At 42.5% G+C, this 22722-nt stretch carries 15 protein-coding genes and 1 pseudogene; 8 read left to right on the top strand and 8 right to left on the bottom strand.

Annotated features, from left to right (window positions below):
- Positions 1 to 32: 32 nt before the first annotated feature.
- From AC1DO4_RS10930 to AC1DO4_RS10945, 4 genes and pseudogenes are all read right to left on the bottom strand, one after another.
- Positions 33 to 4256: a hybrid sensor histidine kinase/response regulator gene (locus AC1DO4_RS10930; RefSeq protein WP_477415694.1), complete on the bottom strand. Its 4224-nt coding sequence runs from the start codon at positions 4254 to 4256 to the stop codon at positions 33 to 35.
- A gap of 287 nt (positions 4257 to 4543) precedes the next feature.
- A complete protein-coding gene (locus tag AC1DO4_RS10935; RefSeq protein WP_477415697.1) occupies positions 4544 to 6094 on the bottom strand; it encodes an Rne/Rng family ribonuclease in 1551 nt (516 codons plus the stop codon).
- Between the two features lie 231 nt (positions 6095 to 6325).
- Positions 6326 to 7168, bottom strand: a complete 843-nt coding sequence (locus AC1DO4_RS10940) for a tetratricopeptide repeat protein (RefSeq protein ID WP_477415699.1) — start codon at positions 7166 to 7168, stop codon at positions 6326 to 6328.
- Positions 7169 to 7176: 8 nt separating this feature from the next.
- Positions 7177 to 7503, bottom strand: a pseudogene (locus AC1DO4_RS10945) (HU family DNA-binding protein); the annotation flags it as partial.
- 406 nt (positions 7504 to 7909) lie between these two features.
- Here AC1DO4_RS10945 and mutY point away from each other — a divergent pair.
- The 3 genes from mutY (at position 7910) to AC1DO4_RS10960 (ending at position 10989) form a co-directional block, all read left to right on the top strand.
- The gene (gene mutY / locus AC1DO4_RS10950; RefSeq protein WP_477415701.1) at positions 7910 to 8956 is read left to right on the top strand and encodes an A/G-specific adenine glycosylase; all 1047 of its coding nucleotides are present in this window, start codon (positions 7910 to 7912) and stop codon (positions 8954 to 8956) included.
- A 23-nt stretch (positions 8957 to 8979) separates the two neighbouring features.
- On the top strand, positions 8980 to 9399 hold the full coding sequence (locus AC1DO4_RS10955; RefSeq protein WP_477415704.1) for a single-stranded DNA-binding protein: 420 nt from the start codon (positions 8980 to 8982) through the stop codon (positions 9397 to 9399).
- Positions 9400 to 9498: 99 nt separating this feature from the next.
- Positions 9499 to 10989: a serine hydrolase gene (locus tag AC1DO4_RS10960; RefSeq protein ID WP_477415706.1), complete on the top strand. Its 1491-nt coding sequence runs from the start codon at positions 9499 to 9501 to the stop codon at positions 10987 to 10989.
- A 174-nt stretch (positions 10990 to 11163) separates the two neighbouring features.
- Here AC1DO4_RS10960 and AC1DO4_RS10965 read toward each other — a convergent pair whose 3' ends face one another.
- Complete coding sequence (locus AC1DO4_RS10965; RefSeq protein WP_477415708.1) at positions 11164 to 13347, bottom strand: S9 family peptidase; 2184 nt, start codon at positions 13345 to 13347, stop codon at positions 11164 to 11166.
- Positions 13348 to 13452: 105 nt separating this feature from the next.
- On the opposite strand from AC1DO4_RS10965, the gene AC1DO4_RS10970 reads away from it, so the two are divergent.
- Positions 13453 to 14982 carry a serine hydrolase gene (locus AC1DO4_RS10970; protein ID WP_477415710.1) on the top strand — a complete coding sequence of 510 codons (1530 nt, stop codon included), beginning with the start codon at positions 13453 to 13455 and terminating at the stop codon, positions 14980 to 14982.
- Between the two features lie 102 nt (positions 14983 to 15084).
- Here the strand turns inward: AC1DO4_RS10970 and AC1DO4_RS10975 are convergent, their stop codons facing one another.
- Positions 15085 to 15366, bottom strand: coding sequence for a hypothetical protein (locus tag AC1DO4_RS10975; protein WP_477415712.1), 282 nt, complete (start codon positions 15364 to 15366; stop codon positions 15085 to 15087).
- Between the two features lie 378 nt (positions 15367 to 15744).
- Between AC1DO4_RS10975 and AC1DO4_RS10980 the strand changes: the two genes are divergently transcribed.
- The 3 genes from AC1DO4_RS10980 (at position 15745) to AC1DO4_RS10990 (ending at position 19520) form a co-directional block, all read left to right on the top strand.
- Entirely contained in the window at positions 15745 to 17616 is a 1872-nt protein-coding gene (locus tag AC1DO4_RS10980) for a M61 family metallopeptidase (RefSeq protein WP_477415714.1), read from the top strand.
- A 2-nt stretch (positions 17617 to 17618) separates the two neighbouring features.
- Positions 17619 to 18914, top strand: a complete 1296-nt coding sequence (locus tag AC1DO4_RS10985) for a M20/M25/M40 family metallo-hydrolase (protein WP_477415716.1) — start codon at positions 17619 to 17621, stop codon at positions 18912 to 18914.
- A gap of 81 nt (positions 18915 to 18995) precedes the next feature.
- Entirely contained in the window at positions 18996 to 19520 is a 525-nt protein-coding gene (locus tag AC1DO4_RS10990) for an AAA family ATPase (protein WP_477415718.1), read from the top strand.
- Between the two features lie 57 nt (positions 19521 to 19577).
- Here AC1DO4_RS10990 and AC1DO4_RS10995 read toward each other — a convergent pair whose 3' ends face one another.
- Both AC1DO4_RS10995 and AC1DO4_RS11000 read right to left on the bottom strand, forming a co-directional pair.
- Positions 19578 to 20831, bottom strand: a complete 1254-nt coding sequence (locus tag AC1DO4_RS10995; RefSeq protein WP_477415720.1) for a peroxiredoxin family protein — start codon at positions 20829 to 20831, stop codon at positions 19578 to 19580.
- Between the two features lie 61 nt (positions 20832 to 20892).
- Complete coding sequence (locus AC1DO4_RS11000; RefSeq protein ID WP_477415722.1) at positions 20893 to 22032, bottom strand: acyl-CoA dehydrogenase; 1140 nt, start codon at positions 22030 to 22032, stop codon at positions 20893 to 20895.
- 400 nt (positions 22033 to 22432) lie between these two features.
- Between AC1DO4_RS11000 and AC1DO4_RS11005 the strand changes: the two genes are divergently transcribed.
- Positions 22433 to 22675, top strand: coding sequence for a helix-turn-helix domain-containing protein (locus AC1DO4_RS11005; RefSeq protein WP_477402731.1), 243 nt, complete (start codon positions 22433 to 22435; stop codon positions 22673 to 22675).
- Positions 22676 to 22722: the final 47 nt, after the last annotated feature.

Raw genomic sequence — 22722 nt, forward strand, 5'->3', positions numbered from 1 at the left:
CGTTTTATAAAAAACTTATGGCCGGTTTATACTTATTGTTCTTCTTTAATGGTTTTGTTTTTATTGTACATCTCGGCGAGCGATAACAATAACCGTTCAAGGTCTAATGGTTTAGACAGGTAGCCATTCATGCCTGCCTTAAAACAATGGTCTTTATCTTCGGTAAGTGCATTGGCCGTCATGGCCAGGATCATTGGTTTGGCCCCGTATATCTTCCTGATCAATCGCGTTGCTTCCAATCCGTCAATATTTGGCATTTGGATATCCATTAAAATCAATTCATACTTTTTGCTGCTCATCATATCCATAACCTCCTTGCCATCATTTGCAAGGTCGGGCTGATATCCCAGTTTGTTTAAAACCCTGGTTATAAGCTTCTGGTTCATTAAATTATCTTCGGCAATTAACATTTCAAAAGGATATGTTAACGCAAAGGTTTCGGATAACAATGTTTTTTTCTTTTCAACACCCGGTAAAATTTCTTTTTTTAATTCGGCCTCAATTATATTATAAAAGTATTGCTGCTTAACAGGTTTGGTAAGCACTGAACTAAACAAATGGGCGTGCTTTTTTTTACTTTCATTACCAACCGAGCTTAGTAATATAATCGGGCTTGAATTTGGCAGGGCCCTTATCTTTTTACCCAGGGTTACGCCGTCCATATCCGGCATTTGCATATCTGTAATAATGAGGTCTATATTGTTTTCGGTTGATAATATTTTTAAGGCTGCTTCCCCTGAGGTTACGGCAATTGTATTAATTTTCCATTTTTCGAGTTGAATTTTGAGGATTCTTAAGTTGGTTGGGTTATCATCAATAACCAATACTTTTTTTCCATCACCTATTCCATTAACCGGTAATTGGTTTACCTGTTCTAACACCGTTCCTTTTTTGCATTTAATGTTAAAGGTAAAGGTGCTGCCTACTCCCCGTTTACTTTGTACCCCGATAGTACCACCCATTAATTTAATCAGGCGCTCGCTAATAACCAGGCCAAGCCCGCTGCCACCATATTTGCGGGTTATGGATGAGTCAACCTGGTTAAATGCTTTAAATAAATTATCAATCTGGTCTTCGGCAATACCTATACCGGTATCTCTTACCCTGAAGATTAATTGCAGCTCGCCGGTTGCTAATGCAGCGGATGTTACATATACAAACACTTCGCCTTTGTGGGTAAATTTGGTAGCATTACCAACCAGGTTAACAAGAATCTGGCGCAACCGCGATCCATCGGCAAAGATATGAGCAGGAACATTATCCTCGATATGGTAAACAAGGTCGATTCCAGCTTTTGCAGATTTTGAAGCGAAAAGATCAAAAACATCTTCTATACATTTTCTCAGGTCTACATCTGCCGGGTCGAGCTCAAGGTTGCCCGATTCGATCTTGGAGAAATCAAGAATATCATTAATAACCGTTAATAATGATTCGCCGCTGGTGAGTATGGCATCCGTATATTCTCTTTGCTCGGCATCCAATTCAGTATCGGATAATAAAGATGCCATACCCAATACGCCATTCATTGGTGTGCGTATTTCATGGCTCATGGTAGCCAGGAAAGTGCTTTTGGCTAAATTAGCTTTTTCGGCTTCTTCACGGGCCTGGTGCTCCTTTTCCTTCTGCTCTGCTAACTCTTCTGACTGGGCCTGGTATTCTTCTGCCTGTACCTGTAATTCTTCGTTAAGGGTTTGCAGATCGTTAGCCTGCCTGCTTATCTGGCCGGTACGCTCATAAACTTGTTTCTCAAGCTCGTGCTTTTGTCTTTTAAAAAAACTTACCCTTAACCGGTAAACTGTATACGAACCGCCTAAAACAAAAATGGCGACCAATGTACGGAACCACCACGTCTCCCAAAATGGAGGAATTATAATAACTTTAATTGATGTTGCCTTATTATTCCAAACGCCATCGTTGTTGGCAGCTTTTACCCAAAAAGTATATGTACCGGCATCAAGGTTGGTGTAAGTTACGGTATGTTTATTTTCAATATACCTCCATTCGGGATCAAAACCTTCCAGTTTATAGGCATACTTGTTTTCATGGGGCGCAACATAATCCAATGCTGCAAACTCAAAAGTAAATACCGATTGCCAATACTGCAATACTATTTGCTTTGCCGATAAAACACTTTGTTTTAACGGCGAGTTTGGCGCTTGTATACTTACAGGTTTGTTAAATAAATCAAACCCGGTTAACCGAACGGTTGGCGGGTTATTATTAAAACTTAACCTGGCCGGATCAATGATGTTAAACCCATTAACGCTTCCAACAGCAATCCTGCCATCTGCCATTTTTATCCCGCTTGCGAGACCAAATTCAAGACTTTTAATGCCATTATTTTCACCAAAGTTTCTGAAGGTTTTATTGCCCGGATCAAAACGGGTTATGCCTTTTAATGTGGTGAGCCATAAAATACCCGCAGCGTCGGCCGCTATAAAATTTATGGTGTTATTAATTAAGCCATTATCCTCTGTATATGCAGTTATCTTTTTTGTTTTAAAGTTATAGCAATTCAGCCCACCCTCCAGGGTCCCTATCCACATATGGTCCTTGTTGTCTTCGTAAAAATAACTGATCACATTACTGGTGAGACCGCTGTTTTCGCTATTTATTTTCTTGAATTTACCTGTGGATGGATTGAAAATACTAATGCCTTTTGAGTAGCCCCCCATCCAGATATTGCCATCGTGATCTTCATAAAACGCATTTACATAATTGTCGGCAATAGAATTAGGGTCCAGGGGGTTATTCAGATATTTTTTTATCGTATTAGTTTTTGGATCGTAACAGTTGGCCCCACCCTGGTACGTTCCCATCCAAATATTCCCTTTTTTATCTTCAAGCAATGCATAAACCGAATTATTGTTGATATCCGCTGCTTGATTCCCTTTTATGAAATGTGTAAACCGTTTCGACTTCAGATCCAGCCTGTCGGCGCCATTATTATAAGTGCCTATCCACAAGGCGTCCTTAGCCCGGTTTATCAATATGCACGATATATAATTACTTAATATGCTGTTTTGTACAGCATCGTTATGGCTGTAATTGATGGAAGTATTTTTAACAACGTCAAAATAATCCAAACCGGCATCGGTAGCCAGGTAAAGACCGCATTTATCGTCTTCGGCCAGGCCCCTGATAATATTTTTTGCAGATGGGGAATTGTTTGGCGCCGATTTATAAGAGGGGAAAACGTTTAGGTATTTGCTGTACTTCAAGATCCCTTCGCTGGAGGTGCCTATCCAAACCATATGCTGCCGATCGGCTAAAATCGAATAAATACCATCATTAGGCATATCTTCATTCCCGGTTGTGCCGTTGTTTATAGGCACGAAGCTTTTTTTATTGACATCAAACAACTGTAATGTGGTGTTGGTACCAACCCAAAGGTTCCCGGCCTTATCGCCCGATAAACAGTAAATAGGATTATAGCCGGTTGCGCTGAAACGATCAATTTCATTTGCAAAACGCCGAAATGTTCCGTTGCTCCTGTTCAATAAGTTTAAGCCTTTATTGGTGCCTATCCAAAGGTTATGATGCTCATCTTCTTCTATTGCGTTGAGAAAATTGTCGCTAATACTTTGGTTATTATTGTCGTTATGAACAAAACGTTTAAAACCGTTTTTATTTTTGTTCAGCAAATTAAGTCCGTTTTCTGTCCCTACCCACACCTGGTGATAACTATCTTCAAAAATTGTATTCACCGAAGTACCACTTAAACTGTTTTTATTATAGGGGTCATGAGTAAAATKCTTAAAGCGGGTTTCCCCGTTCATTAACAGGTTTAAACCATTATCTGTACCTATCCACAGGTTATTAGCAGCATCGTTAAAAAGAAATATAATATTATTGCTGCTTAAAGAATTAGGGTTTCGGGCATCGGCTTTATAATTTACAAACTCATCCGTGGCTCGGTCCAGCCTGCTTAATCCCCCCGTGCGCGTACCTACCCAAATGTTACCCCGTTTATCATTGCAGATAGCCAAAACATTATTGGCCGGTAAGCTTTTGTTGTTGTTTGATAAATGCTTGTATGCGGTAAATTTATAGCCATCAAACTTGTTTAGGCCATCCTGGGTGCCAAACCACATAAAGCCATAACTATCTTTTAATATATAGAATATGGTGTTTTGCGATAAACCGTCGGCACTGTTAAACCTGGTTAATTTTTGCCCAATATCCTGTCCGGACACTTTGCTGTATATTACAACAAAAAAAAACAGGATTAACGACAAAGGGGGCTTTTTGTACATTATTGAGGATTATCGACACCTGCATTATACGTTTTTTTTACTTAAATGTTTAAACTTATTTGGACAGAGATTGTTGGACAAAGGATTATTGGACGAAAGACAAAGGACTTCTTTCTTTTAGACCAGTTTAATCTTATTTGGACAAAGGATTATCGGACAAAAGACAAAGGACTACTGTTCTTTTAGACCAGTATTCCGGAAAATTCTATCATCCCACGTTTCCCTAAATAAAAAATGTGCAGACGTTTCATCAACATCTGCACATCTGATATCTGCACATTTGAAATCTATAATTTGATCTCTTCGTCTTTACTGGAGAAGAAGTGGAACTCGGTGATCTGGTAAGCGGGGTTACTTTTAACCTTAATCCACTGGCCGTATTTCACAAACCACTTCATCTGGCGGGTATAAATACCCTGTTTAATAAAGGCTTCAATATATGGGTGTACGCATAGGGCAATGCCCTTTTCGTTTTGCTCATCCAATATATAATTGAAGTTATTTTCAATGTCGTCCATCAGCAAAATGGTTGGCCTAATGGTACCGGTACCATTACATGTAGGGCACACTTCGCTGGTTACAATGTTCATTTCGGGCCTTACACGCTGGCGTGTAATTTGCACCAATCCAAATTTACTTGGTGGTAAAATGGTGTGCTTGGCCCTGTCCAAAGTCATTTCGGTACGCAGGAAATCAAACAGTTCTTTGCGGTTTTGCGGTTTGTGCATATCAATAAAATCGATAACAACAATGCCGCCCATATCGCGCAAACGTAACTGGCGGGCAATTTCTTTAGCCGCTTCTTTGTTTACCTGGTATGCGTTCTCTTCCTGGTTTTCTTTACTGGCTGTGCGGTTACCGCTGTTTACGTCAATAACGTGCAAAGCTTCGGTATGTTCAATAACCAGGTAAGCGCCGCCGGCAAGGTTTACGGTTTTGCCAAAGGCTCCTTTAATCTGTTTATCAATGCCAAAATGTTCAAATATAGGCTCTTTATGCTTATGCATGCGCACTATACTTTCCATATCGGGCGAGATCTCATGGATGTATGACCGAATTTCTTCGAACATGCCGTTATCATTTACATAGATATGCTGAAAATCGGGGTTCAATATATCCCTGAGGATAGTTGATGTACGCCCAATTTCGCCCAGAACCTTTTTAGCCGGTTCGGTTGACGGCAACCTGGTTATAAATGATTCCCACTTTGATATCAGATCAAGCAAATCCTTTTGTAATTCCTCAACGCCTTTACCTTCAGATACCGTACGGATAATTACACCAAAATGCTTTGGCTTAATACTTTCAACAACCTTACGCAGGCGGTTACGCTCTGTATTGCTTTTTATTTTTTTGGAGATAGAGATGGCTTCCGAAAACGGGACCAGTACTACATATCGCCCTGCGATAGAAAGATCAGAACTTAAACGCGGTCCTTTGGTTGATATTGGTTCTTTGGCTATTTGTACCGGTATAAGCTGGCCCTTTGTCAATATATCAGAGATCTTGCCTCCTTTATTGATATCGGCTTCCAGTTTAAAGCCATCCAAAAGCTTTGACTGATATCCCCCGCTACGTACCTGCTTGGTCAGCTTCAGCAGGCTCTGCACCTGCGGACCAAGATCAAGGTAATGCAAAAAGGCATCCTTCTCGTAGCCTACATCCACAAAGGCGGCATTTAAACTGGGCATAATTTTCTTTATACGCCCAAGGTAAATGTCTCCAACAGTATAATTATTGCTGGTTTGTTCTTTGTGAAGTTCTACAAGTTGTTTGTCCTGTAATAATGCAATGGTAGCCCCATTGGGGGATGAATCGATAATTAATTCTTTTATCAACTGCTACTCCATTTCTTAAAACGGCAAAAACCGTATGTAAATAAGTGGGTAAAAAACACTCGTAATAAAAAGTTACCCACCTTTAATAAAGGCGGGTAAAATCTGCTAACATATAGCAGCTTATTTCTTTTTATGTCTGTTTTTTCTTAAACGTTTTTTACGTTTGTGGGTAGCCATTTTGTGTCTTTTACGTTTTTTACCGCTCGGCATAGTAATAATTTTTAAATGTGATTAATTCTTTAATTCTTTTATGTATTCATCAATACGTTGCCCAAACACAGGGTCGGGCATCATTTCTTTGCATTTTTGGTAAGCGTCAATAGCTTCCTTTTTCATGCCCAGTTGTTTGTAACTTTCGGCCAGGTAAAATGTTGGCTCCAGTTCGGTTTTTTGGGCAAGTAATGTTTTAAACCTTGTAACCGCTTTTTCGTACTGGCCCGATTTCATGGCAAACATCCCTAAATTGAGGTTTGCGTTCCAGTTCTTCGGGTCTTTTTTTACTACTTCAAGCAGTAAGGCTATACCTTGCATAGGGCTGGCAGCGCCATTTACATATGCTATGCCTAATCCTGTTTTGCCTACAAGGCTTTCAGGTTGTAACTTTAAGGCGTTTTGAAAAGCCTCTGCAGCGTTACTTACAAAAGCGGGCTGCAATAAAGTATCCTGGGTAAGTTTGTATGCATCGTTAAAACGATTACCTGCATTTAACCAATCTTCGGCTTTATTTTGCTTACGGGCCAATGCCTGGTAGTAAAATGCTGCCGGTGCAGGCTGGTTATCATCATCCCACTGTTTTGCCAGTTGCTGTTGCAACTTATCGGCATCAGTGCCCGATGCGTTTTTTAATTGCCCTTCAAGGTCGTTTATCTTGGCAGCCAAACCCGCCCCAATCGCGGTTTTGGCCGGTTCTGATACCATATCAACCGTTACTGTGGTGGCCTTGCGGCTGGTAAGTACGTTTGTTTTATCGCTTTTGGCCTCTTTGGGTTTTATTAAACCTTTAACAGGTAAATAATACAAATAGCCCATAACAATAACTATTGCTACACTAACGGCTATTTGTTTTTTATACATATCTTAAATTATTTGCTGGCTTTGTTGCCTGTTTTTACTTTCTCAACAAAAGTTTTTGCTGGTTTAAAGCTTGGCACAAAATGCTCCGGAATAATGATGGCAGTGTTTTTTGAGATGTTACGAGCAGTCTTTTTTGCTCTTTTTTTCACTACAAAACTACCGAATCCTCTGACGTAAACATTTTCGCCACCAACCATTGAGCTTTTAACAACTTTAAAAAATGCCTCAACAGTTTCCTGCACGTCTACTTTCTCAATACCTGTCTTAGATGAGATTTCAGTTATAATTTCTGCCTTAGTCATATCTGATTTACTTTTATTTTTTATATAAATACTTAACTGTTTTGGGGTTGCAAAAGTATCGCTTTAAAATTTAAGAGCGAAATATTTAACATATTTTTTTTACCCAGTACTAAAAACGTACATTCCTGTTACAAAGTATAGGGTAAAGCACCTATTTACAACTAATTAGGAAGGCTGAATAAGGGATGGGAGGTGAAAGGCGAAAGGTAAAAGGCGAAAGGCAAAAGAAAGGGTGCAGATACTATTAAAACTCTCGCCTTTTACCCTTCGCCAAAGCTACCTCTTTCAACCTGATGAAGCAACCTTTTGCCTTTAACTTAATTTTAGGTTGTTGAAAACTACTAACCAGGGAAACCTATTTTTTTAAAATGCCATCTGCATCCAAATACCTTTAACCTTTCGCCTTTTACCTTTAACCTAAACCATTACTTTTACCCCAATGAACTTTACCGACGAACTGGTGCAATGGTACCTTAAAAACAAACGCGATCTGCCCTGGCGAAACACCACCGATGCCTATACAATTTGGCTTTCTGAAATTATTTTACAGCAAACGCGTGTTGAGCAGGGTATGCCTTATTTTAACCGCTTTATCGAAAAATATCCTACTGTAAGCCATTTTGCTGCCGCCCATGAGGATGAAGTGCTTAAATTATGGCAGGGCCTTGGTTATTATTCACGGGGGCGCAATATGCTTAAAACGGCGCGCATGGTACAGGAGGCGCATAGGGGGGTATTCCCGCAAAGCTATGATGAACTTATTAAACTGAAAGGTATTGGCGAATATACTGCCGCAGCAATTGCTTCCTTTTCATCAAACCAGGCCAGGGCTGTTGTTGATGGAAACGTTTACCGGGTACTGGCCCGCTATTTTGGAATCTATGATGCTATCAATTCAACCACCGGCAAAAAAATATTCCAGAACATAGCAAATGATTTGCTTAATACTAAAAATCCGGGGCTGCATAACCAGGCCATGATGGAGTTTGGGGCGATGCTTTGCAAGCCTAAAAATCCGGCCTGCGGTATTTGCCCGGTGCGTACCGGCTGCGTTGCTTTTACCAGCAATGCAACAACTACCTTACCCGTGAAATTGAAAACGGTTAAAGTTAGAGAACGTTTTTTTAACTACTTTTTAATTACCGACGGCAACAGCATTTTAATGAATAAAAGGGGTGATAAAGACATCTGGGCCAATATGTACGATTTACCGATGGTTGAAACTGCATCTTTATTACCCGCAGGTGAGCTGGTGAAATTACCCGAAGCCGTTGCGATTTTTGGTGACGACATAAACATTATAGAAGACACATCAGTATTAAAACACATCCTTACCCATCAGCGACTATTTGTACGGATGATTAAAACCGATAAAAAGCCTTTAAAAACCGAAACAAACTGGATTTACGTATCAGTTGAAAATTTGCCTGAACTGGCACTTCCCCAAATTATTTTTATATTATTAAAAAACATTTTTAATTTGTAGATTAATTTTCGTTATTTTAGGGCATGTCAGGAATAAATAAAGTTATCCTTGTTGGCCATTTAGGCAAGGATCCGGAGTTGCGAATTTTAGATGGAGGCGTGTCTGTAACCAGCTTTCCGTTAGCTACTTCTGAAAGTTTCAATAAGGATGGCCGCAAAATTGAACAAACCGAATGGCATAATATTGTAATGTGGCGTGGGCTTGCAGATGTGGCTGCCAAATTTTTACAAAAGGGCAAACTGGTTTATATTGAAGGTAAGCTGCGAACCCGGTCGTTCGAGGATAGGGATGGCGTTAAGAAATACACCACCGAGGTAGTTGCCGAAAACTTCACTATACTTGGCCGCAAAAGCGATTTTGATACCGACCTGGTTAAATCTGCAAAAGCAAGCGAATCCTTCAATTATACGGAGAATGGGGAAGACGCAACCAACAGTTATTAATCATAGTTTTTTTAACCAATTATAAATGAATACTCCTTGCGCTTGCAAGGAGTATTTTTTTATGACTATATTCATGGCTTAAAACCTTACCATAATACCATGAAATTTTTAAATGGCTTTCTTTTTGCATGCCTGCTCCCAGCCATATCACTGGCGCAAACTACTCCCGATATTAAAGCGTTTGACAATTATGTACAACAGGCCGTTACCGATTGGCATGTACCCGGCCTGGCCATTGCAGTGGTGAAAGATGGGCATGTAATATTTGCCAAAGGTTATGGCGTGCGCGAGCTAAACAAGCCCGGCAAGGTTGATACACAAACCATCTTTGGCATTGCATCCACAACAAAGGCCATGACAGCTGCCTGCGCTGCTATGCTGGTTGATGAGGGCAAACTGCAGTGGGATGATAAGGTTATTGATTACCTGCCCGATTTCAGGCTTTATGATCCTTATGTTACCCGTGAGCTCACCGTTCGCGACCTGTTTCTGCATGACAGCGGTGTAGGTAATACCGATTATTTATGGGGAATCATGGATATATCATCTGACGAAGTTTTGCATCGTATGCGGCTGGTGAAGCCCCAGTATGGTTTTAGGGCAGGCTTTGTTTATCAGAATATATTTTACCTGGCCGCGGGCAAGGTAATTGAAAAAGCCAGTGGCATGCCATGGGAAACTTTTATACAGAAAAGGATCTTTACGCCACTAAAAATGACCCGTACGGTGCCTACTTTTGCAAAATCGAAAGGCATACCAAACCAAACCTCCACGCATGTTAAGGTTGATAGCGCCATTATTGTAGTGGAAAAAGACACTAACAACGCAATTGCCCCGGCAGGGGGCGTATGGTCATGCGTGGATGATATGGCCAAATGGGTAAATTGCATGCTGGATAGCAGCAAATATGGAAATCAGCGCCTGCTGAAGCCCGAAAGCTGGGCTATGCTGCTCAAGCCACAGGCATTTGTATCCGAAAGTGACTTTTACCCCACCGCGCGCATTACCAAACCACATTGGGTAACATACGGCATGGGCTGGTTCCAGCAGGATTACCAGGGGCAGAAGATAGATTTTCATACCGGAAGCCTTACCGGGCTGATAGCTATCAATGGGATGATAGTAGATAAGAAGATAGGCGTATATATACTGGCCAACCTGGATCATGCCGAGCTGCGCCACGCGCTGATGTTTAAAACATTTGATTATTTTTCATTGGGCGGCAACAGGGATTGGAGCAGGGAATTTCAAACCCTGTATACCGGCATCAGAGCCAAGGGTGAAAAGGCCGAAAAAGATTACGAAGCAAAACGGGTGATGGGGACACATCCAACGCTGGATATTAAAGCTTATGCGGGTACCTATTCCGATCCGCTTTATGGCTCGGTGGTGATCACTGTAGCCGGGGAAGTATTATCGTTTAATATAAATCAATTCCTTACCGCCCAGGCCACCTGCTGGAATTACGACACCTTTAGGGGACCGTATGCACGCAAGGAGTATGGTAAGGTTACCGCCAGTTTCAGCATTGATGAACTGGGTAAAATAAGTACTGTTACGGTGGATGGATTGACATTTGCCCGACAATAGGGTAAGCTTATTATTTCATAAATTGTAAAATGAAGCTGTATCAAAAGTAAATTGGGATTCAGAGAATTTCCTATAAAAAAAAGTTCTTCACCATCCCACCTTCCCCAATAAATGGCAAAAAAAAGAGGCTGTTCACAACCCTACGTGACAGCCTCCTTTTTGTAAACCAACGATCTATCTCCCGCCCGGAGGGCAATGCTCTTTTAAATATTTGGTAAACATAGTACGCAGGTGCAACGTTGTGCCCGGTCCTTCAAAAATACCATGCGTACGGTTGGGGTATGCCATCAGCTCAAACTGGCGGTTATATTTTACCAGCTCGTTTATCAGCTCTTCGGCATTTTTGTAGTGCACGTTATCATCGCCCGTACCGTGAATGTACAGCAGGTTGCCACGCAGGTTTTTAGCATACGTAACCGGCGAACCTTTAATAAACGCGGCACGGCCTTCGTCGTTAACCGGCACACCCATGTAGCGCTCCTGGTAAATATTATCATAAGTTAGCTGGTCGCCCACTGCCGCAACGGCTATCCCTGTTTTATAAATTTCCGGAAACTGGAACATCAGGTTTAGGGTTGATGACCCGCCGCCGCTCCAGCCGTGTACTGCTATACGGGTTGAATCAACAAAAGGCCATTTCAGAATTTCTTTGGCAGCCATTGCCTGGTCGCGGATGTTGATGATACCAATATTTTTATAGATCGCCTTGCGCCATGCTGTGCCCTTTGGCGCTGGTGCACCACGCCCCTCAACTGACATGTAGATATACCCGTCATCGGCCATGCTGCCCACGTATAAGCCATTGCGGCCCGCACCCCAGGTATCGATAACAGTTTGCCCGGCAGGCTCGCCATAAACGGTAAATACAACCGGGTATTTTTTATTAGGATCGAAATTGGTTGGTTTCATCATCCAGCCATCCATCTCGATGCCATCGGCCGTTTTTACTTTGAAAAATTCGGGCTTGTTTTTGGCATCTTTGTTCAGCACAATCATATTGCCGCCAATATGTTTATGGTTGGGCAGGCTTACCACCTCGCTAACAGGCTGGGTATAGCTGTTGCTAAAATTGTGCAAGGCAACCTTTCCGTTTGGCGAAATATCATAACCATGCGTTCCCGGTTCATCGGCAGGCGAAACGCGCTCAGCTTTGCCGCCGGCTATCTTTATGCGGTATAAATATTTCTGGGTAGCATTATCCGGCGAAGCCATAAAATAGATATAGCCCCCGGCCTCATCAATCAAACTCACGGTTATTACATCATAATCGCCTTTGGTGATCAGGGTTTCTTTGCCTTCGCGGCTAACACGGTAAATATGTTTCCAGCCGTCTTTTTCGCTCACCCACAAAAAGTCTTTGCCTTTGTTTATCCACTCCCAGCCAATCGGGTCGCCATTATTCCAGCGTTCCTTACCATCAATCCATGAATCACTTTTTTCTTCGCGGATGATGCGGGTTTTTCCGTTTGATACATTGCCAATAAACACACGGCTCTCGGTTTGCGCCCGGTTCAACTGCTCCAGGATAATTTCGTTCGGGTTTAAGCTCCACTCCATACGGGGGATGTAATGCTGTACGGCATCGCCGGGTATATCTATCCATTTGGTTGCAGCTGTATTAATATCAACTACGCCAATTTTTGCCGAACTTGGATCTTCGCCCGCAACCGGGTACTCAACCGGCACTACAAATGGGTAAATAGAATCTGTGGTGTTCAGCATTAAATAGCTTTTAATTTTGGTGGCGTTTATTTTCCAGTAAGCGATGTTGCGGCTATCCGGCGACCAGCGAAACCCATCGCGGCAACCAAATTCTTCTTCATACGCCCAATCAAAAGTACCATTGATTACATGGGTACTGCCATCGGTTGTTAATTGTTTAACAGTACCACCCGCCAAATCCTCTGCATAAATATTATGCCCGCTTACATAAGCCGCCTTGCTGCCATCCGGCGAAAGCTTGGCAAACATCAGCGATGATTCGGGCAGGCTTTTACCAAGCTGCCAAAGCTTTTGTGTACCGGTATCAAAAACCCAGTAATCGCCCCGGGTATCATAACGCCATACTTTTTTTGTATTGGTGTTGATGAGCACTTTTTTACCATCATCAGATACGGTAAATCTTTTTATGCCAATTGGCTTGCCTCCGTTGGGAGTAAGCATGGCGCTGCTTATCCAAATTGTTTTTTTACTGGTATCACGGGTATCATAAACGGCTATTTCGCCGCCTGTAATTTTATAATACTGGTAGCCATTGTTTGCCCAATGGGTAAGCGCGCGTTGTGCTTTAACCCAACTGCTGCTAAAAACGAACAAAACGATCAACAGGAATAACGATCCCGAACGGTAAAATCTCATATAATTATACTTTGAATGATGTGTGCGGCATTATTTTGAGAATAAGCAATGCCGCCGTAAATTTTGCGTTAATTTAGTACATTAACAAAGTATAAAAACTGTGTAATGAAAAAAATACTTCTACCTGTCATCTTTTGCATTTCGTTTATAAACATTACCCTGGCTCAACATGCCAACAGAAGCAAATTTATTAAGGATAGCCTTGATCTGTATGTAAGCCGGGCGCTAACCAACTGGCGTATTCCGGGTGTTGCGGTTTGCATTGTTAAGGATAACAAAATAGTACTCATGAAAGGCTATGGCATCAAAGAACTTGGCCTGCCCAATAATGTTGATATAAATACGCTGTTTATGATAGGCAGCAACACCAAGGCTTTCACGGCTACCGCCCTGGCCATGCTGCAGGCCAATGGCAAGCTTTCATTGGATGATAAGGTAACCAAATATATACCCGAGTTTAAACTTGATAATAAACCGGCCGGTGAGGAGGCAATAGTGCGCGATTTGTTGTGCCACCGCCTGGGTTTACGAACCTTCCAGGGCGATTTTACTTTTTACAACACCAACCTTACACGCGATGAGGTTATTAAAAAATTAGGGCAAATTAAGGCGCCCTATGCCTTTCGTACCAAATGGGGATATACCAACGCGGCATTTTTAACCGCCGGGCAAATCATCCCGAAGGTAACCGGCAAACCCTGGGAAGTGTACCTCAAAGAAAATATTTTTGCCCCGCTGGGCATGAGCAACACCCTTGCCCTAACGGCAGATTTGCCAAAATCATTAAACCGCACTGTACCGCATTCGCTTACCGATGGCCGCCTTACTGCCATACCTTATTGCCAGATAGATGGGCTTGCACCCGCGGGGGGCATCAGTTCATCGGTAAATGATATGAGCAAATGGGTAATGGCTTTGCTAAATGACGGCAAAGTTGGCAACAGGCAGGTGATTCCATCGGCGGCGATACAAGCCACCAGGCAACCACAGGATATTGTTAGCAGCGTTCATCATTTAAATGGCGAAGATAACTTTGAGCTATATGGTTTGGGCTGGTTCATCCAGGACTACTCGGGCCACCGGTTGGTGATGCATGATGGAGGGGTAAACGGTTACCTGTCGTCGGTAACACTATCGCCAAAGGATAATTTGGGTATCATCATACTAACCAATACCGATCAGAACCTGTTTTTTGAGGCGCTGCGCTGGGAAATTCTTGATGCCTATTTTGGGCAGGGTTACCGTAATTATAGTGATGCTTACTTAAGAGATTTTAAAACCAGGGCGGCCAATGCCCAGGCAACAGACAAGAAGTTACGCGATTCGGTATTGTTAAATCTTCGCCCATCATTATCTGCAGGCGATTATATCGGCAAATACACCAACAGCCTTTATGGTACAATGACAGTTACGCAGGGCGAAAACAATGACCTGGAGATGCGTTTTGAACACCATCCAAAAATGTTCGCCAAACTGCAGCCATTAGGGGGCAATCGCTTTTACGTTACTTTTTCGGATGTTACTTTGGGTAAAGCTGTTTTCCCGTTTACAGTGCAAAACGGTAAGGTAACAGGGGTAAGGGTTAAAGTAGCCGATTTTGTAGAGTATAACCCTTATGATTTTAAAAAGGAGTGAGCCGGTGAGTGGTGAGTAGTGAATGGTGAGTAGTGAATGGTTAAAATGTGGGCTATTTGAAGCATAAACCAACTTAACAACCATTCACCTAATTAACCAACGCTAAAACTTCAGATTTGCTTTTAGCCACAGCTGCACGTCCTCCTGGGTAGTAACTTCTGGCGGCAGTTTATCGTGAATGAGCTTTTCCATTTTATTGCCGGTATTGGCAAAACGGTAGTCCCATAATATCATTAGTTTATTTATTAAATACACAATTTCGTTACCCTCATCCTTAGCAAAAGGAGTTGCATCCGGTTTACCGTTCACGCGCGGATCGTTTGTGGTATAGCTTGTCCACTTGTAATCGGAATAGTGTAAGTTTCTTCTTGAAAAAAGGATCATGAGGTTAAAGAATTTCTTTAAAGGTACGCATAATTAGCCCGGTATTCTGTTAAAGGCGTTTTTATGTGAATTACCCGGGTCGATAAGTGATTAACAAAAAGTTATGTAATGTGTTTATTATATTTGTGATGCGATGCAACTTTCAACAAAAGATATAAACATGTCACGGAGTTGGATGAAGGAAAAAAGATGAAAGACAAAGGATACACCTTCTTCTAATTGATCCGTCAGATAACCTAAACAAGCTTTGCGTGAAAACTTTCTTGGTTTGTCAGTATTAGGGTCGTCTGAAAGGACAAAACAAATAAATCCGAAATCAATAAGATATAATACATTTCCCCGATTAGTTGTATTTTCAGCCCTGATAACCAGGATTACATGAAAAGATCATTTCTACTCGCCTTTGCTACCTTGTTTGCTACCGCAGTGAGCGCACAGCAGGATGCACCAAAAGCCATTTATTATTCCATATCGTTCCCTAACGCTGCCCACCACGAGGCCGAGATAACCATAACCATTCCGCAAGCGCCGGATAAAATGCTGTTGCGCATGAGCCGTTCGTCAGCCGGGCGCTATGCCACCCATGAGTTTGGTAAAAATATTTATAACGTAAAAGCCACCAATGTAGAGGGTAAAGCACTTGAACTTAAGCAGCTGGAAGGTGACCTGTACGAAATAGAAGAACACCCGGCAACCGTAAAAGTAAGCTATACCCTATTTGGCAACTGGACAGACGGAACCTATGCCAGTATTGATCCCAGCCACGCCCACCTCAATATGCCGGCCACCTTTATGTGGGTTGTAGGCCAGGAGAAAAGACCGGTAACTTTCCAGTTTAACGACCTGGAAAAGTACGGATGGCGTGTTGCCACCCAGCTTAAGCACGAAGGCAGCAACGTTTACAGCGCGCCCAACCTGCAATACATGATGGATTGCCCTACCGAGCTGTCGGATCATAAAGTCAGCAGCTGGGATGTGGTGAACACCGATAATAAAAAACTGAAGATAAACCTGACCGTCCACTCCGACGACAATCAGCAGGTGATTGATAACTTCGGTAAAATGGTGGCTAAAATGGTATTGGAAGAAAAAGCTGTTTTTGGCGAACTGCCTGCCTATGATTATGGCGAGTACACTTTCATCAGCGATATTTACCCAACCACATCGGGCGACGGTATGGAACACCGCAATTCTACTTGTATCACTATCCCCGCGCCAAAGGTTGAAGGGTTGGAGAAAAGATTATTAGGTGTATACGCCCACGAATACTTCCACAGCTGGAATGTAAAGCGCATCCGCCCAAAATCATTGGAGCCATTTAATTTTGAGCATGCCAACATGAGCAGCGAGCTCTGGTTTGCCGAAGGGTTTACGCAATATTATGGCGAACTGCTGCTGGTACGGTCGGGTTTTGTTGATCTTGATGATTATACCGGTACTTTGGCTGGCTTAATCAACCAAATACTCAATACTCCCGCTGCCGCTAAATATCCGGCTACACAAATGAGCCGCTACTCAGTATTTGCTGATGCAGGGGTATCTATCGACCCGAACAATAATGCCAACGATTTTACAAGCTATTATACTTACGGCGGCGCCATAGCTCTCGCCCTTGATTTACGCCTGCGCAGTGATTTTAATATGACGCTGGATGATTACATGCGCCAGGTTTGGCTAAGCCGGGGCAAGGTTATGAAGCCCTACACCGTGCCGGATTTGCAAACCGACCTTGCCAAAGTAACCAACAACCCTAAATTCGCGGCCGATTTTTTTAAGAAATATATTACCGGCATCGAAAAAAACAATTATGAAGAACTGCTGGCTAAAGCCGGTTTGGCATTGCGCAAGGCCGATCCCGGTAAAGGATGGGCAGGTTCATTGGCAACCACTGCCGGTCGCGGAAGGTCGGGGCAGGCGCGTGCCGCCAATGCCGAGGGTTTACCTATATTATCAAGCACCATAATCGGATCGCCGGTTTACAAGGCAGGGCTTGATGCAGGTGATGTTATTTTAAAAGTTAACGGTGTTGATATTAAAGATCAGAAAGGGTTTGACGATCAGCTGAGCGGGAAAAAACCGGGAGATAAGCTTACCGTAAATTATAAAAACCGCACCGGGAGCCATGAAGCAACCATTGTATTAGAAGAAAACCCTAATTTTGAAGTAGTACCTTTCGAAAAAGCAGGTAAACAACTATCAAAAGAGCAGGAAACCTTCCGTAACAATTGGTTACAATCAAAAGTCAAATAGCCATGAAAAAAACCTTATTAGCAGCAGCTTTATTAGCTGTATCAACCTGCGGCTTTGCGCAGGACGTAAATAAACTGATCGGTCAGGATGATGTTGCCCGCATCATTAAAACCTTATCTGCCGATGATATGCAGGGCAGGGCCACCTTTACGCCGGGCATTGAAAAAGCAGCTAAATTTATTGAGGGCGAGTATACCCAGGCCGGTTTAGTGCCCTTAAAAGGTAACAGCAGTTTCAGGCAGAATTTTACCATGGTACGCACAACCCCTGTTAAGCTCACGGTGAGCATAAATGGCAAAAGCATTGTGGCCGACAGCGCATTTGCCACAGGCGGCGAATCATTTAGCTGGGCAACCAGCCCGGATGTGCAGGTGGTACAGGTAACCGCAGACAAAAATTTCCGGCAGGAATATGGCGCTATCGCCCGCAGTGGTAAAAAAACACTGGTGCTGGTTGACCCTAAGTTTAAAGACCTGTTTAACCGTGTGCGGGGGGTTAGCGGCAGGGGCAGCGTTACCTTCAAAGGTAAAAAAAACACTCCCGTTGTATTTGTGCTGGGCAGGTTTGATGCCGTAACAGCATTTGATGTAAGCTTTGAAGCCAAAAGTGAAGAGTTGCCTTTATTTAACGTTGCCGGCATGATTCCCGGTAAAACCAGGCCGGATGAATATGTAGTGTTCTCGGGCCACTATGATCACCTGGGCATCATAAAACCTATGGAAGGTGATAGCATTGCCAATGGCGCCGATGATGATGCATCGGGCACAACAGCTGTACTATCATTAGCCAAATACTATAAAAAACTAAACAACAATGCCCGTACGCTTATTTTTGTGGCCTTTACTGCCGAAGAGATTGGTGAATACGGCTCACAGTATTTTGCAACCCAGGTTGAGCCTGATAAAGTGACGGCGATGTTTAACATCGAAATGATAGGCAAAGCCTCAAAATTTGGTACAAACTCGGCATTCATTACCGGCTTTGAACGATCTGATTTCGGTAAGATCCTGCAAAAAAACCTGGAAGGAACTACCTTTAAGTTTTACCCAGATCCGTACCCGGAGCAAGACCTGTTTTATCGCAGCGATAACGCCTCACTGGCCGAAGTAGGTGTGCCGGCGCATACCATTTCAACAGATCAAATAGATATTGATAAGCTTTACCATACCGTAAAAGATGAGTTCAGTTCGTTGGATGTAAACAATATCACATCAACCATAAGGGCAATTGCTTTAAGCTCGCGCAGCATAGTTGCAGGTACAGATACGCCAACGAGGGTGCCGAAGCTGGAAAGGTAATCTGTTTTTAATTTAAAGCGGGTAGTCATGCCGAACTTGTTTTCAGCATGACTACCCGCTTTTGCATCGGTAAACTCGTTCATGAACAACATTCTCAAAATAGCAGTAGTAGGTCCCGAATCAACAGGTAAATCAACCATGTCTGATTATTTGGCTGCGCATTATCATACCATTGCAGTACCAGAGTATGCACGCGGTTATTGCGAAAAACTCACTGATCCCTGCACCTGGCAGGATGAGATCAATATGTTTTATGGTCAGCTGGCCTTAGAAGAAGAACTGCTGCCGAAGGCCAATAAGATCCTGATCTGCGATACTACTTTCATCACCGTAAAAATCTGGAGCGACGAGATGTTTGGCCGCTCGCCACAGGAGGTACTGGATGAATTGCCCAAGCATCCTTATGACTTATATTTATTATTAAATATCGATCTGCCCTGGCAGGATGACCCCTTGCGTAACTTCCCCACCATGCGCGAACACTTTATGAATGTTTGGTACAAGGAACTGAACGCCCTCAATGCAAGGTATGTGCTCATCTCGGGCACGGGAGATGACCGGTATGAGAACGCGGTAAAGGCCGTAGATGAGTTTCTTAAAGAATAAATTATTCTTTGATCGTTAATCGTTCTGTACGTGAAGGATTATAATTACACTCTTTTATTACTTCCCCTTTATTGCTCCGGAAGGCTCGGCCAGCAGATCATCTGTCAGTTTCTCAAACTCATTAATAAACACGGTATAATACTCACCAGTACCAGGGCCGTTAAAGCCGGTATGGATCTTACGTACATCTCCGCTTTTATCAATAATAATGGTTGTAGGGAAACCCACTACTTTCGAGAGCATAGGCAAACTTTTTGATGTCTCTGCCCTATCGCTGGTATAGCCGGTTATCAGCAATTCATAAGGCACGTTGAAACGGTTTTTAACCTGCTGTAAGGCCTTTTGCGATTTGGCAAAATCGGTAGTTCTTTCATAGGCTAAACCAACTACCTCTACGCCTTTAGGCTGGTATTTTTTATAGTAGTTAACCATATAAGCGGTTTCGTCCATACAGTTGGGGCACCACGAGCCCAGGATCTGTACAATAACTACCTTGTTTTTGTATTTATCATCCTGTAAAGAAACTGTTTTGCCGTTGATGTCCTTAAAGCTAAAATCTATCTTTTTAAAGCCTGGCTTAAGCGCGGTTAATGAATAGGCATCCGGCAGTTTGGCGTTTGCATCCTTTACCGCGACCCATGATTGTACAGAGGAGTAACCAGCGTAAAACTTACCATCGGTAATGGTTTGTTCATCTTTTATTGTTGCGGTAAAAGTATAGGCATGGCCACCGTCAAAGCAGGAAAGATAAAGCTTATCTCCCGATACAATTCCTTCCAGGTAACGGTAATCGCCGGTGGTGGTTAAAAATGTGCCGGTTAGCTTATCGCCCACCTGTTTAAATTCACCTACGGTGGTATCCCGCCCCTCACCTTCGCCAATGAGGGCCGACCACCGGCCGCCTGCATTAAAAGCAGGTTTTGCAGGGTTCTTTAAAAACCGCCAGGCAGTATTGGGTTCGGCAGCAAATGGCACCAGCAAATCCTGGCTGGCCAGGTGCCTTACCCAGTTACCTTTCAGCTTATCACCATCCAGCTTCAGTTTAAATTCCGAATTAAAAAGGGGCATTTGTATAAAAACAGAATCGCCCCTGGAGGTAACATCCGTTACCTTAAACCTTTCGGCACCATTAATTATAGCAAGCTGTTGTTTACCGGCGGTATCTTTAACCTCAAAATTAAAAGGGATCTCGTTAGCCGATTTTGTTGTAAGCGCACCGCGCCAAACACCTGTTTTAAGTTTTGTTTGAGCCGATGCAGCCTGCAAAAGCACAGCGCATGATAGGGTTGCTATAATGGTTTTTAAATTCATGTTGATTTAAAAATAGTCTACTAATTTAATATACTTTTTCAAAAGTATAAAAATCGGCCCATTATTTCAACACCTCGCGCGAAATGACAATCCGCTGAATTTCTGATGTACCCTCATAAATCTGGGTAATTTTAGCATCCCGCATTAAACGTTCTACATGGTATTCCTTTACGTAGCCATATCCCCCATGAATCTGCACGGCTTCAACAGTAACCCGCATAGCTACATCCGATGCAAAAAGCTTGGCCATTGAGCTGGCCTGGGCATATGGCAATCCATTATCTTTTAACCAGGCGGCTTTAATGCAAAGTAAACGTGCAGCTTCAATTTCGGTAGCCATATCTGCCAGTTTAAATTGAATGGCCTGTAAATCGGCTATGGTTTTACCAAAAGCCTTCCGCTCTTTTGCATATTGTAAAGCCAGCTCATGCGCTCCCGCCGCTATCCCTAAAGCCTGCGCGGCAATACCTATCCGCCCGCCGTCCAGCACAGCCATCGCGAATTTAAAACCGAATCCTTCTGCCCCGATCCGGTTTTCCTTAGGCACTTTAACATCAGCAAACATGATTGAATGCGTATCAGACCCACGGATGCCCATCTTATTTTCTTTAGGGCCTATTGTAAAGCCCTCCATGCCCTTTTCAACAATAAGGGCATTAATACCATTATGCTTTTTTGAAACATCAGTTTGGGCCATTACAATATAGGTAGAAGCGGTGCCGCCATTGGTGATCCAGTTTTTTACGCCATTAAGCAGGTAATAATCGCCCATATCAACAGCGGTGGTTTTTTGCGATGTGGCATCAGAGCCCGCTTCCGGTTCCGAAAGGCAGAAAGCGCCTATTTTTTCGCCCCTGGCCAGGGGTACCAAATATTTTTCTTTCTGAAATTCATTTCCAAATTTCTCCAGCCCGCTACAAATCAACGAGTTATTTACAGAAAGCACCACAGCAGCGGAGGCATCTATCTTCGAGATCTCTTCCATGGCCAGCACGTATGATATGGCATCCATACCACTGCCGCCATATTGCGGCGAAACCATCATCCCTAAAAAGCCAAGCTCTCCTAACTTTTTTATTTGTGCGGCCGGGAATTTCTGGTGATCATCGCGCTCAATTACACCGGGTTTTAATTCGGTTTGGGCAAAATCACGGGCAGCCTGCTTAATCATCAGCTGCTCATCTGTAAATTTAAATTGCATAGTATTATAAAAATCTAAATATAGTAATTACTATGCATGCATAGTAAAAAATATTAAACAAAAAAAGAGAGCCTTTTTGGAAGCTCCCTTTCCCCTAATTAATTTAAACTATTGATTAAACCCAAAACAAAGAACAAAAAATCTCAACTTGGGCGTCTGAGAATTCAAAAAAAGTTTTTCACAGGTAGGTGATTTAATTTTTTTTCACAGAACATATGCAGGGCAAAACTTAATAAACAAATTCGCTGCCAGTAATTGTTACGCGGTACAAATTTTTACCTAAATAAATAGTTAATTACACCTTATTATTGCAAATATTTTTCACGAACTTTAAATACTAACGCTAATTATTTTTGAATCCCCTGTCAAAAATCAGTTTTTTTATTAATTTTATTAAATCATGTTACTTACTGACTTTGAATACCTTACTAACTCCGACGAGGCATTTAAGAAGAAAATTGCGCTCCAGATCAAAAATCTGCGCAGGCAAAACCAGGTTACACAGGAAAAGTTTCTGGCCGAAACCAATATTAATATCGCCAGGCTCGAGTCGGGAAAAATTGATATCAGGCTGGATACGCTCAGAAAAGTGTGTTATTATTTTGATGTTTCTTTAGCAGGTTTTTTTCAGGGTATTTATTAAGACTGTCTTTTTTAATAAATTTGTTGTCCTGCATTCTATTATTCCAT

This window comes from Mucilaginibacter sp. P5_A6, assembly GCF_056400585.1.

Coding starts and splice junctions, on each gene's coding strand:
- AC1DO4_RS10940 (WP_477415699.1), bottom strand. CDS start 7,168: ATGTATAAAAAACAAATAGCCGTTAGTGTAGCAATAGTTATTGTTATG.
- mutY (WP_477415701.1), top strand. CDS start 7,910: ATGAACTTTACCGACGAACTGGTGCAATGGTACCTTAAAAACAAACGC.
- AC1DO4_RS10955 (WP_477415704.1), top strand. CDS start 8,980: ATGTCAGGAATAAATAAAGTTATCCTTGTTGGCCATTTAGGCAAGGAT.
- AC1DO4_RS10960 (WP_477415706.1), top strand. CDS start 9,499: ATGAAATTTTTAAATGGCTTTCTTTTTGCATGCCTGCTCCCAGCCATA.
- AC1DO4_RS10965 (WP_477415708.1), bottom strand. CDS start 13,347: ATGAGATTTTACCGTTCGGGATCGTTATTCCTGTTGATCGTTTTGTTC.
- AC1DO4_RS10970 (WP_477415710.1), top strand. CDS start 13,453: ATGAAAAAAATACTTCTACCTGTCATCTTTTGCATTTCGTTTATAAAC.
- AC1DO4_RS10975 (WP_477415712.1), bottom strand. CDS start 15,366: ATGATCCTTTTTTCAAGAAGAAACTTACACTATTCCGATTACAAGTGG.
- AC1DO4_RS10980 (WP_477415714.1), top strand. CDS start 15,745: ATGAAAAGATCATTTCTACTCGCCTTTGCTACCTTGTTTGCTACCGCA.
- AC1DO4_RS10985 (WP_477415716.1), top strand. CDS start 17,619: ATGAAAAAAACCTTATTAGCAGCAGCTTTATTAGCTGTATCAACCTGC.
- AC1DO4_RS10990 (WP_477415718.1), top strand. CDS start 18,996: ATGAACAACATTCTCAAAATAGCAGTAGTAGGTCCCGAATCAACAGGT.
- AC1DO4_RS10995 (WP_477415720.1), bottom strand. CDS start 20,831: ATGAATTTAAAAACCATTATAGCAACCCTATCATGCGCTGTGCTTTTG.
- AC1DO4_RS11000 (WP_477415722.1), bottom strand. CDS start 22,032: ATGCAATTTAAATTTACAGATGAGCAGCTGATGATTAAGCAGGCTGCC.
- AC1DO4_RS11005 (WP_477402731.1), top strand. CDS start 22,433: ATGTTACTTACTGACTTTGAATACCTTACTAACTCCGACGAGGCATTT.